This is a genomic window from Saccharibacter sp. 17.LH.SD (assembly GCF_009834805.1).
GTDB lineage: Bacteria > Pseudomonadota > Alphaproteobacteria > Acetobacterales > Acetobacteraceae > Saccharibacter.
In genome coordinates this window covers 433,625-445,371 of sequence record NZ_WVHO01000009.1, presented here as the reverse complement: position 1 = coordinate 445,371, position 11,747 = coordinate 433,625, and the positions used below count along the sequence as shown (strand labels likewise).

At 48.6% G+C, this 11,747-nt stretch carries 13 protein-coding genes; all 13 read right to left on the bottom strand.

Features of this window, described 5'->3' with window-relative positions:
• Positions 1 to 6: 6 nt before the first annotated feature.
• Positions 7 to 894, bottom strand: a complete 888-nt coding sequence (gene argB, locus GS501_RS03435) for an acetylglutamate kinase (RefSeq protein WP_160830685.1) — start codon at positions 892 to 894, stop codon at positions 7 to 9.
• Positions 895 to 963: 69 nt separating this feature from the next.
• On the bottom strand, positions 964 to 1,626 hold the full coding sequence (gene yihA, locus GS501_RS03430; protein WP_160830448.1) for a ribosome biogenesis GTP-binding protein YihA/YsxC: 663 nt from the start codon (positions 1,624 to 1,626) through the stop codon (positions 964 to 966).
• A 10-nt stretch (positions 1,627 to 1,636) separates the two neighbouring features.
• Positions 1,637 to 3,370 carry a membrane protein insertase YidC gene (gene yidC / locus GS501_RS03425; protein WP_160830447.1) on the bottom strand — a complete coding sequence of 578 codons (1,734 nt, stop codon included), beginning with the start codon at positions 3,368 to 3,370 and terminating at the stop codon, positions 1,637 to 1,639.
• Positions 3,371 to 3,533: 163 nt separating this feature from the next.
• Positions 3,534 to 3,761, bottom strand: coding sequence for a membrane protein insertion efficiency factor YidD (yidD, locus tag GS501_RS03420; RefSeq protein ID WP_160830446.1), 228 nt, complete (start codon positions 3,759 to 3,761; stop codon positions 3,534 to 3,536).
• A 7-nt stretch (positions 3,762 to 3,768) separates the two neighbouring features.
• A complete protein-coding gene (gene rnpA / locus GS501_RS03415; RefSeq protein ID WP_160830445.1) occupies positions 3,769 to 4,110 on the bottom strand; it encodes a ribonuclease P protein component in 342 nt (113 codons plus the stop codon).
• A 2-nt stretch (positions 4,111 to 4,112) separates the two neighbouring features.
• Positions 4,113 to 4,247 (bottom strand): 50S ribosomal protein L34, encoded by a 135-nt coding sequence (rpmH, locus tag GS501_RS03410; protein WP_160830444.1) that lies wholly within the window; start codon positions 4,245 to 4,247, stop codon positions 4,113 to 4,115.
• Between the two features lie 156 nt (positions 4,248 to 4,403).
• Positions 4,404 to 4,793, bottom strand: a complete 390-nt coding sequence (gene gloA / locus GS501_RS03405) for a lactoylglutathione lyase (RefSeq protein ID WP_160830443.1) — start codon at positions 4,791 to 4,793, stop codon at positions 4,404 to 4,406.
• Entirely contained in the window at positions 4,790 to 5,656 is an 867-nt protein-coding gene (locus tag GS501_RS03400; RefSeq protein WP_160830442.1) for an LpxI family protein, read from the bottom strand. The genes gloA and GS501_RS03400 overlap by 4 nt, the downstream gene beginning before the upstream one ends.
• A 2-nt stretch (positions 5,657 to 5,658) precedes the next feature.
• Positions 5,659 to 6,525: an acyl-ACP--UDP-N-acetylglucosamine O-acyltransferase gene (lpxA, locus tag GS501_RS03395; protein WP_160830441.1), complete on the bottom strand. Its 867-nt coding sequence runs from the start codon at positions 6,523 to 6,525 to the stop codon at positions 5,659 to 5,661.
• A 4-nt stretch (positions 6,526 to 6,529) separates the two neighbouring features.
• Positions 6,530 to 6,979: a 3-hydroxyacyl-ACP dehydratase FabZ gene (gene fabZ / locus GS501_RS03390; RefSeq protein ID WP_160830684.1), complete on the bottom strand. Its 450-nt coding sequence runs from the start codon at positions 6,977 to 6,979 to the stop codon at positions 6,530 to 6,532.
• A 132-nt stretch (positions 6,980 to 7,111) separates the two neighbouring features.
• Complete coding sequence (lpxD, locus tag GS501_RS03385) at positions 7,112 to 8,092, bottom strand: UDP-3-O-(3-hydroxymyristoyl)glucosamine N-acyltransferase (protein WP_202405310.1); 981 nt, start codon at positions 8,090 to 8,092, stop codon at positions 7,112 to 7,114.
• 84 nt (positions 8,093 to 8,176) lie between these two features.
• Positions 8,177 to 9,103 (bottom strand): OmpH family outer membrane protein, encoded by a 927-nt coding sequence (locus tag GS501_RS03380; protein WP_160830439.1) that lies wholly within the window; start codon positions 9,101 to 9,103, stop codon positions 8,177 to 8,179.
• 66 nt (positions 9,104 to 9,169) lie between these two features.
• Complete coding sequence (gene bamA / locus GS501_RS03375) at positions 9,170 to 11,704, bottom strand: outer membrane protein assembly factor BamA (RefSeq protein ID WP_160830438.1); 2,535 nt, start codon at positions 11,702 to 11,704, stop codon at positions 9,170 to 9,172.
• Positions 11,705 to 11,747: the final 43 nt, after the last annotated feature.

Sequence of the window (11,747 nt, the reverse complement as noted above, 5' to 3'; positions counted from 1 at the left end):
TTCTTCTTAGGCGGTGATTAACGTCCCAGGACCGGCACGCGTAAATAACTCTAAAAGACATGTATGCGGAACACGTCCATCAAGAATAACAGCGGCTTTAGCTCCAGCCTGTACAGCCTTCAAACATGTTTCTACTTTTGGAATCATCCCCCCCGTGATCAATCCATCACGGATACGACGGCGTGCCTCTTCAACGCTTAATTCCTCAATTCGTTTCCCATGTTCATCCAACACACCAGGCACATCAGTCAGCATCAACAGCCGTGAGGCTTGCACAGCACCGGCAATCGCCCCTGCAGCGGTGTCCGCATTAATGTTGTAAAGCTCACCTCCCGGCCCTGACCCCAATGGTGCCACAACAGGAATAAGACCCGCCCCCAATAGAGCATAAAGGATACGAGGATCTACCGTATCCGGTGACCCAACATAACCAAGATCAACCTCTTGCGTATGGTCCCCCGTACGCCGCTTATAGACCAATTTTTTTGCTTGGATGAGGCGACCATCACGACCCGAAATACCTGCCGCTAAAGCCCCTGCTCGGCAAATAAGGTCTGCAACTTGTTTATTAACCGTTCCTGACAATACCATCTCAATGACATCAATCATGGAACGGTCTGTCACGCGTAAACCGTCTATAAACTGTGATTCAATATCAAGACGCTTCAACATGCCACTAATTTGAGGACCACCGCCATGCACCACAATTGGGTTGATCCCCACTTGTTTCAACAAGGCGATGTCACGTCCGAAGGTGGCCGCTAGGGTATTCTCTATCATAGCGTGGCCACCATATTTCACAACGATCGTATCGCCCGCATAACGCCGCAAATAAGGAAGCGCTCCAGCAAGAACAGCAGCTTGATGCGACTCATCCACCTCGGCTGCTGTCATAATCTCCTCCGGCAAAGAGGAAAGAGAAGATTGGCCAGAAGACGTCTCAGTCATCAGTGCAGAAAATCCTTACTTACGGAGAGAACTAGGTTCAGCAAAACGTGCCATCATGGCTCGCAATTCAGCAATACCCTGACCCGTTGTGCTGCTTGTCGATATAATACGCGGGAACGCAGCCGCATGGGAGGCCATAACCTCCTCTACTTCCTTAATACGTTTCTCAAGAGCGCTGGCAGACAAATAATCCGCTTTTGTCAGCACGACTTGAAAAACCACAGCGGCTTTATCAAGCAATTCAGCCGTTTCACGATCTGATTTTTTGATCCCCACTCGACCGTCAATCAATAGCACAACACGTGCTAAGCTAGGGCGACCGCGCAAATAGGAAAACATCGTTTTCTGCCAGTCTTCTTTTACGGATTTTGCAGCCTTCGCAAAACCATATCCTGGCATATCCACCAATGTTAAACGGCCATTCAGATCAAAAAAATTAAGCTGCTTTGTCCGCCCAGGCTCTGAGGAGGCACGCGCTAGAGAACGCCGGTTTGTCAAAGCGTTAATGATACTTGATTTACCAACATTAGACCGCCCTGCAAAAGCAATTTCAGCAGATCGCATCTCTGGAAGTTGCTCTAAAGTCTGCGCCCCCCAAAAAAACTCACAAGAACCGGCGAAAAGACGTCGGCCCTCTTCTATTTCATCTTCGGTTGGAGGTCCGGGTATTTCTCTCATGGACCTCTTCCTACTTCTTCAAGGGCTTAGGCAAACGTGTGTGACGCTGGATATATATCTGCTGCAAGAAGGTCAGCAAATTGTTCCATGTGTAATACACGAGAAGACCTGCGGGGAAACTGGACATCACAAATACATAGACCAGCGGCATGAAACGCATAATCCGTGCCTGTGCTGGATCCATGCTGACCATACTTTCTCGCTGCAAGATCCAGAATGTAATACCAAGTGCCGCTCCCCAAATGCTCAGATGAAGGAATGAAGCAATATGGGTCGGGTCAAAAGGAATCAATCCGAACAGATTCAGCAGATTTGTAGGGTCAGGAACAGAAAGATCCTTAATCCACCCGAAGAAAGGCGCATGCCGTTCGTCAATGCTCAAATTAAGCATCTTATACAAGCAGAAGAAAATCGGAGCCTGAATCAACACGGGAAGGCATCCGCCCGCCGGGTTAATTTTTTCCTCTTTATAAAGCCCCATAACCCTTTGGTTCATCCCCATAGGGTCATCTTTGTATTTTTCCCGTATCTCAGCAATTTTCGGAGCAACCATTCTCATCCGCGCAGATGATACGGTTGCTTTATAAGCCAATGGGAAGAGAACAATCTTCACAATCAGGGTCAACGCCATCAAGGCAAGACCGAAATTCCCGATATGAACATAAAGCCAATGCAGCAAATATAAAATTGGTCGCGTTAGAAAACCAAACCAACCAAAATCAATGGCTTTATCAAAAGAGGTCAATCCAAATTTTTTGTCATAGTAATGAAGCAAACTCGTCACCTTTGCTCCAGCAAAGAGATGACTTGTATAACCTAACGTCGCTCCATTTTGGATTATCTGGGGATCACGACGTGAAAAAGTAATTTGGTAAGACCCGGCATCACCCTGTGGCACATACGCATAACGCACTGTCACCGCTTGAGCAGGATCAGCACCAATGGCTGTCAGCCAATATTTATCCGTAATGCCCCCCCAGCCACCAAGCCCTGTGGCCTGCCATGAAACATGATCCGGCTGGTCACTTCCCTTACGTAAGCTTTTGTAACCATTGTCAGCCAATTTGCCGTTCATTACAGCAATCGGGCCCTCATAGGCTGTAAAAGACCCTGTATCCGCTGGGAGATAATCACGCTGCACACGTTGGAAAGGATAAACAGAAATGGGTTGACCAGATTGATTATCAATCTCCTGATCAATGCCGAACATATAATGTTCATCCAACGTCAAGCGAATGCGGAATGTAACACCAGCACCATTATTCCACTGCAAGGTCACGGGGTGTTCTAAAGAAAGTTCTCCCCCGTCACTTTCCCACAAACTATTTTGATCGGGAAGAACAGTCGCATACCCAGGCATATTCTGCCATCCGACGACAACATAACTCGGAGACTGACTCCCAGCCTGTTCCAACAAACGAACGAGCGGGCTGTCTTTCGCCAAAGTCTCACGATATTGCGTCAAAACGAGATCATCAAACCGCGCACCATGTAGATTAAATGTCCCCCGCACATCTTTCCCGGCAATCGTAATTCGACGATCAGGAACGGATTGTACAGCCTCAGCTGCCGCCTTTTGTGACGGCGGCAAAGGAACATGGTTAGACGACGTGGCTTGCGCGACCGAAGACGATTGGGCGGGAGCTGCCTGATGATCCTGCGGTTTTGGATAAAAATAATTAAAACCGACAAGAACGATGGCCGAAATCACAATGGCCAGAAGAGTGCGTTTACTACTTTCCATCGGGGTAGAGCCGCTTCTTTCATATCGTAGGAGAGAAATCTCCCTTCCTGAGGGTATGAATCTCTCTTTAAAACAATTCAGGTGGCTATTCGCTCACCCATGTATCACACAGCAGTGGAATGGTATAATAACAACGCCCTGCTTTTTACAGACCTTTTCGCTTCTAAGGTGGGGGATGATCCACTCCCCCCTCGCAAAAAGGATGACAACGCGCCAAGCGTTTTATCGTCAACCAAACACCACGAAATGGGCCATGACGTTTAACCACCTCGATTGCATAGACACTGCAACTAGGATGAAAACGGCATTGTCCACCCATAATTGGGCTCAAAGTCACACGATATAGGGCAATGCCCCCCAACAAAAAGCAAGTAAGGATGCGCGTTATCATGTCTTATCTATTCACATGACAACATAACCAAGCACCGACGGACATCCTCTTTCAAAAGAGAAAAATCCCTCCCACGCGTTGTGGCACGCCCGATAAGGACGATCTCTCCTCCGCGCATAGAGGACGCCTCACTCGCAACAAGCCGAAAAGCCTCACGAAGACGGCGGCGCGTCCGGTTTCTCACGACAGAATTACCCACTTTTTTCGTTACGGTAAAACCGACGCTGATCACCTGTCCTTTTTGCCCTGGTAAAACCTGAGCAATTAAACCAGGTGTCACAACCTTACGTCCTTTACGAGCTATTCGCAGAAATTGTGACCGCTTTTTGAGGCGGTCAGTCAACTTCATACTTAAGCAGATAGTCTCTTACGCCCTTTTGCACGACGATTTGCTAAAACACGACGTCCACCAACAGTTGCAGACCGCGTACGGAAACCGTGACGACGCTTACGAACCAGTCGAGAAGGTTGATACGTGCGCTTCATGATTTTAATCCCCTAAAACAACAAACACACCCCAAAAGGCGTGCGACAAGAACAGGGCACGCATAAACGTACCCTTCTGTTTCGTGTGGAGCTTGTAGGGCGCTGCCTCTAAACTGTCAATCCCGTTTAAGAACGACACGCCCCACCCTGTCACCTTTACGGCTTCTCAATCAGCTCCACTTTATATCCATCTGGATCTTCCACAAACGCGATAATAATAGTCCCAAACTTCAGAGGGCCTGCCTCACGCGTTACCTTTCCACCCCCTTGGCGTACTTCCTCAACAGCTGCAGCAACATTGGGAACACCAATGGCGAAATGCCCAAAACCATTTCCAACTTCATAATCGGATGTTTGATCCCAATTATACGTCAGCTCAATTTCAGCCTGTCCATGGGCATTATCATCAAAACCGATATAAACGAGCGTGTAACGTCCCTCACGAACCTCGCTGCGGCGCAACTCACGCATGCCCAATAGACGATAAAACGCTAAGCTACGATCCAGATCACGCACACGAATCATTGTATGAAGATACGTACTCATACAGATTTCCCTACCTTTTCGGATAAACGATTTAATTCATCTAATGTCATACCGTACAGAAACAATCCCAATTGATCTGCCTCTGCTATGCATTCTATCTGATTAATCACCAATGTCATACCACTCACAAAAGCGATACCACGTAATGACGCTTGCCGAGCAAGACGAACCGTTTCTGGCCCAATAGCTGGCATATCAGCTCGCAACTCTTGCCCTGATTTAGGCATTTTAAGAAGCACACCGCCAGGGCCATCTTGCTTCAAAGGCTGACATCTCTGCAGCATAACGTCTGTTCCCTCAAGAGCTTCTAGAGCAAGCACGACACCATTTTGAACGACGCATCCCTGCCCAATATCGAGAGACGATATCACCGAAAGCACCTGAGCCGCTCTAGCAATATCACAAAGCGCCTGCTGGTCGACGCTTACTTTTCCCAACACTCCCTTGGCATGGGTCTCTTGATGAAGGAACTCATGCGCCCCCCGCACACGAAACCCTTCTTCCTCCAAAATTTTTACAATCCCTGCGAGCAGGCCATCATCGCCTAAAAAAACAGCACGCCCAAGCCGCATAAGAATACGCGTACCAACGGAGTCAGGCTTTAAGTCCCGCCAAGCGGGACGTTTCACGGGCCCCAACAACACCACATCAGAACATCCATGTTCTCTTAGTGCTGAAAAAATATCTTTTACCGCGGCCAAACGAAGCATTTTATGAGGAAAAGGCGCTATCAAAGTGGGATCAGCAAACCCCTCAAACCCCACAATAAAAACAGACCATCCTTGCTCAAAGGCCGCTTGAGCCAAGCGGGCAGGTAATGGCCCCCCGCCCGCCAATATGCCAAGCACCCTTTTGTCTGACATATCTAGCGCCCTGTTCCATCACTTTCACTGTCAACAAACACTCGGCTCGCAGCCCGCGTTATTCCACGACGCGTTGGTGCCTCCATAAAGGCCAACATCTCCGCAACACGCTCAATATGTCCGTAACACTCTCGAACATCTCTTACCCGCTGGCTAAGAACTTGCCCATTCTCACCTGAGCGCGGATATAGCTGTCTAAAAGCGCGCCGCATAATCTGAATCTCTTGCGCGCTAACGCCTGATCGCCTCAATCCAACCCAATTTAATCCAACAAGGCGCGCCCGATTTCCTAAGACACTCCCATAAGGAATAACATCCATCTCAACGCCGCAAAGGCCACCCACGACAGCGCCCCGTCCAATACGAACGAACTGATGTAAAGCCGCCGATCCCATGATCCGCGCTCCATCCTCAATCGTTACATGCCCACCCATAACAACATTGTTAACGATGATGACATCATTTCCGATCAGGCAATCATGAGCAACATGAGCATTAGCCATCAAAAGACAGTCAGAACCAATACGCGTTTCCGAGTGACCTTGCACAGTCCCACGATGAATCGTCACACTTTCCCGAAGGATCGTCCTCGCGCCAACACGACAACGCGTCGGCTCTCCCGCATATTTCAAATCCTGGGGCGCCAACCCTACGGTCGTAAAAGGATAAACCTCAACGCCCTGCTCTAGCGTTGTATGCCCATCCACCATGACAGAAGCATGTAACTTTACACCTGCTCCTAAACGTACATGCGGACCAACGCAGCACCACGGACCAACACTTACATTCTCCCCCAAATACGCTAGGGGATCAACAATGGCCGTAGGATGAATATTGACAGTCGCCGGTCGATCCGATGCCTCCCCCATGAACTTAGTCCACGATCATGGCACTGAATGTTGCTTCTGCAACTGATACGCCGTCCACACGCGCAACACCACGAAACTTCCAAACGTTTCCACGTGCCCGTTCTTTATCGACATGTATGCGAAGCTGGTCTCCAGGCCCTACAGGACGACGAAATTTAGCCCCTTCGACCGTCATAAAGTAGACGAGTTTCCCCTCAAAAGCCTTCCCTAAGGTTAGCACGACGAGAGTTGCCGCTGTTTGAGCCATTGCTTCAATAATTAAAACACCTGGCATAACCGGACGTGCCGGAAAGTGCCCTTGGAAAAATGGCTCATTTACCGTCACATTTTTAATGCCAACAGCAGACTCTGCTGCCTTAATCTCCTCCATCTTATCCAATAATAAAAAAGGATAACGATGAGGAATTGCCTGCATAATCTGCTGCACATCAACGCTCTCGGGAACCTGATGCATTTGCTCGGTCGGTTCGTCCACTTTCCCTTTACCTTCCTACCATACTCACTCGCGACCCAGTCACTCTACTCACCTCTTGAGGAATATAGAATGTCTGAAGAAGCCTTCTCTATCAAAAATCAGGACTAAATACTATCCAGAACGCCCCTTCCGCGTAAGTTTCCGCAGCATAGCAACATTACGGAAAAACTCCCGAAAGGGCATAGCCGGGCTGCCAATCACATCTGCCCCTGCATCAACGTCAGACATAACACCACATTGAGCCCCAATACGGGCTTTCCGACCAATGTGAATATGCCCAATCAAACCCGCTTGAGCCGCAACTGTCACAAAATCCTCAAGTTCTGTAGATCCTGAGATTCCAGCTTGAGCAACCACGATACAGCAACGACCAAGCCTTACATTATGCCCAATTTGTACAAGATTATCGATCCGACTACCGGCCCCTATAACAGTGTCACGCATGGAACCACGATCAATCGTCGTATTCGCGCCGATCTCAACACCATCCTCTAAAAGAACACGCCCCAACTGTGGAATGGTTTCAAAACCTTCCGGCCCGACGGCAAAACCGAAACCATCTTGGCCTATACGTGCCCCTGGATAGACAATCACCCCTTCTCCAAAAAGGGCGTGCGATACCGTACAATGACTACCAATGCGGCTATAACGACCAATCTCTACGTGATCACCAATAGTGGTATGACTACCAATCACACACCCATCACCAATGCGCGCCCCATCCCCAATGACACAAAAGGGACCGATCGTAACGTTTTTACCAAGATGCACCCCTTGGCCGATCACAGCGCTTTTATGACGAAAGTCATTCGGAGGTGACGGTGGATAAAAAAGTCGTGCAACACGCGACCAGGAGAGATACGGATCTTCACAGACGATTGGTCGACATCCCCCAGGGACATCATCTGCGAAAGCTCGCGATACAATAACCGCCCCAGCCTTCGTTTCTTTTAAGAGCGGAAGATACCGACGGTTATCTAAAAAGCTAACATGGTGCGATGTTGCTGCCTGCAAGGGGGCTACCCCTTCAAAAAGCGTATCGGTCTTTCCACCTGAAGAAGGAACTCCGGCTGCTTCTTCAATGTGTGTCAGAGCAAAAGGCCCGTATCTCCGGAAAAAACGTGGGTCACCCGGAAGAGAAGAATGTTTATCCTGCTGCTCTGACACGAAACCCTCCTAGTGATGCTGCCTTAAGACAGACTCTGCCCCTTGCGACTTCCCTGCTCCATTATTGCTTTGTGGAGCTACTTCCTGCCGCATCATACGCTCTTCATCAGCCGTCGTCGGCATTCTACCAGATTTTGCCAGTGTCTCGGGATCAACACCATCATCTGGAATAAAGACATGTGGTAATACTTGGTTGAGACGATTAGCCACTTCCTCTGTAATATCCTGGCCATCCACGTGCAGCACAGCCTGTTCTGCGTGGAGTACCAAATTCATTCCATGCGCTGTCGCGACCCGAGCAATGATCCCGTTTCTCTGCTCTAAAACACGCTCAATTTGATGGAAGGCAACTTGATAGGCCTCTTGAATAATCCTTGCCTGATTCCCAAAAACACGCTGGTCATTCGCCCGACGTTCTTGCAAATGGCGAACACGAATTTGCAATTGATCTGACGTCAACGTACGAGCCTGCACCTGAAGCTTCTGTTGTTCTCCACGCCAAGCCGCTTCTTCTTTTTGAACAGCACGTGCCAAACGATCACGACGTGCCCCAAGCACTTGCTGCATTTCTTGTGCTGCGGTTGAAAGCTGCATTACCTCCTGCACGCTGATCATCCCAATAATGGCAGGAGGTGGCGCAGCTTCCTTCCCAACAGCCTGAACCGTCGGTACAGGCGGAAGCGGCAATATAGGCGGTGTCTGAGAGGAAGCATCTTGTGCCTCAGAAGAAGCATCCTCTTGACCTTCATCCTCTACCGGTGGGGGAACCGCAGGACGAGCACTATGGTGGTGAGACGGAGGGGGAGACGAAGGAGCTTGCTGCGTTTTGGGCACAAACCACCCTCCATTATTCCCCTCTGCATATGAAGGTGTGAATGACGACAACGTCAAAACACTCACAGCCGTTAGGGCACAAGACAAGGTGAAGCGCGACATGAATAATCTCTCTAAATAAGGACAAGCCAAAAGAGGAAAAACAACTAACTCTTCAGCCTTACACCATTAAAATTGCTGACCGAAACCGAAGCGGATTGGGTAAATACGGTCTCCGTGCTCTTTTCGAATAGGCACAGCACCATCAATGTTAACCAATCCAAATGGACTCTTCCAAGAAATCCCCAACCCTCCAGAAACACGTGGTGTAAAGGTGTTTCCTGAAACGGGCGTGAAAAGTGCTCCATCATGAGCTTCATTCGTGTAACGATGCCGCACACGTAGCCCCGTCAAGCTACCAGCATCAATAAAGCCACGCCCTGAAATCCCAAGAGAATCCCCCATAGGAAGTGGGAAATTCAACTGGAAAGAAGCCGTATACATGAAGCGACCACCCAAGAAATCTTCTTGGCCACCATATCCAGGGATCCATTGCCCGTTCCGACGGATATGCGCGGACCGAGGGCCGACACCCCCCTGCAAGAAGCCACGTAGATTTTGTCCACCCAAATAAAAGTTATCAATAATATTACGGTCTCCATGGCGACCATCCCAGTCGCCCATATAACCAACACCACCTTTTAACTGGATCGTCCAATCATGACTTCCTGTGAGGTCGTCCAGGGGAATGTAATAGGCACCGCTAAACTTACCACGTGCATATTTCTCATTACCACCCAAGCCAGCAAAATCCCCTGTTGCTGACAGCATATAACCAGAATGCGGCGCCAACCGATTATCACGACGATCATAAGTCAATGTCGTACTCAACTGGGAAAGCAATGACCAACCCGCTGACTGCAACACATAAATAGATGGAACATCATCTTTGTAACCAGGATAATCGCTCCCAGGGTAAGCATTCCCCACATGGCGGTCAACCAGTGTATAAGTCCAAGACTGAGACAGATAGCGGTTATAAGCATATCCTAAACGGAAAGAACCACCATACTGCCCTTCACTATAACGCTGGTATGTTTGATAGTTATTTTGAACGAAATAAAAATCAAGTCCGGCAACAAAGTTACGCCCTAAGAAATAAGGGTCTGTGAAGGAAATATCCGCTTGCTTCTCATAATAAGCAACAGTCCCTGAAGCCCCAGCATCAATTCCCGTTCCGAGAAGGTTATGCTGCTTCAAGGCAAGGTTACCCAACACACCAACGTCAGTCGAGTAACCCCCACCAAGTGAAAATTCACCCGTTGGTTTTTCTGTAACATTGGCGCTTACATTGACCTTGTCAGGAGCGGAACCTTGCGTTTGATCAATCGAAACATTGCTGAAATACCCCAGATCTTGAAGATCCATACGGGCATATTTCCGGCTGGACGGTGTGTAAGCATCCCCTTCCGCCATTGGCAAGTTACGCCGGATAACCGAATCACGCGTAATCGTATTACCATTAATATCAATACGCTCGACATACACATGCGGGCCTTCCACAATGTCATAGAGCAAATTGACGATTTTTTTCTCAGGATTACGGGCTATTTCCGTACGCACCGCCGCGAAGGGGTGGCCATTATCCTGCAACCACTCCTGCATATCCGTTGCATTATCTTGGATCGCCGTTCCGTCATAATATTGGTTTTTATAAACCTCAATATGACGCTTCATCATCTGAGGTGTGACGTGACGCACGTTTGACCGCACATCAAGCTTACCTAAGCGGTAACGAGGCCCTTCATTGAAGGTAAATGTGATATAAAATGTCTTATGATCAGGTGACAATTCACCAGTCGCATCGATCATACGAAAATCGACAAAACCATTATGAAGATAAAAACGCCTTAACAGCTCGGCATCATACCGCACACGTTCGGGATTATATTCATCCGCCGATGAGAAAAAGCGATACCAAGCCTCTTCCTTAGACGAGACAACATTTTCCAGTGCCGCTTCACTGAAAGAATGATTCCCAATAAAGGTTATCTTCTTAACCAATGTTTGATGTGATTCATTGATGTTAAAAATCACATCAATCCGATTGTGAGACAGGCGAATAATTTGCGGTGTCACCGTTGCGCCGTAACGTGCACGCGCCGCGTAAAGATTCAGAATTTTTTGACGATCTGCAGCAATAGTTTGCGCAGAGAACACTGCCCTTGGACGAAGATTAAGTTCTTTGAGGAGATCATTATCCTTTAAGGCATGATTCCCTTCGAAAACAATACGATTAACAACTGGGTTTTCTGTCAAATGCACAAGAAGTGTAGACCCCTCGCGCTGCAACGTCACATCCCGGAAGAGACCCGTTGCATAAAGTGTTTTTAATGAACGATTTAAGCCTTCCTTATTGAAACTGTCCCCTGGCTGCACCACCATATAAGAGAGCACAGTGCTTGTCTCAATGCGGGAGTTACCCTTAACAATGATCTGCTGTATCATCCCACCATCAGCAATGCGTGACACAGCTGCGGACCTGTAGTCTCCTTGCCGATCAACCATAGAGCCTTTCCGGCTATTATGGTGGCGCACCTCTCGATGATGATGAGACGGGGCTGCCTCTGCCCCAACAAGATAAGCAGGAAACAAACAGGCCGAGGCCAGCAAAGCCAATCGGACGGCCACAGGCCGCAGACCTTCTGTGCGTAATCCTGACAAACTGGTATTCCTCGTCCTAAATTCTAGCAAACACCCCAAACCG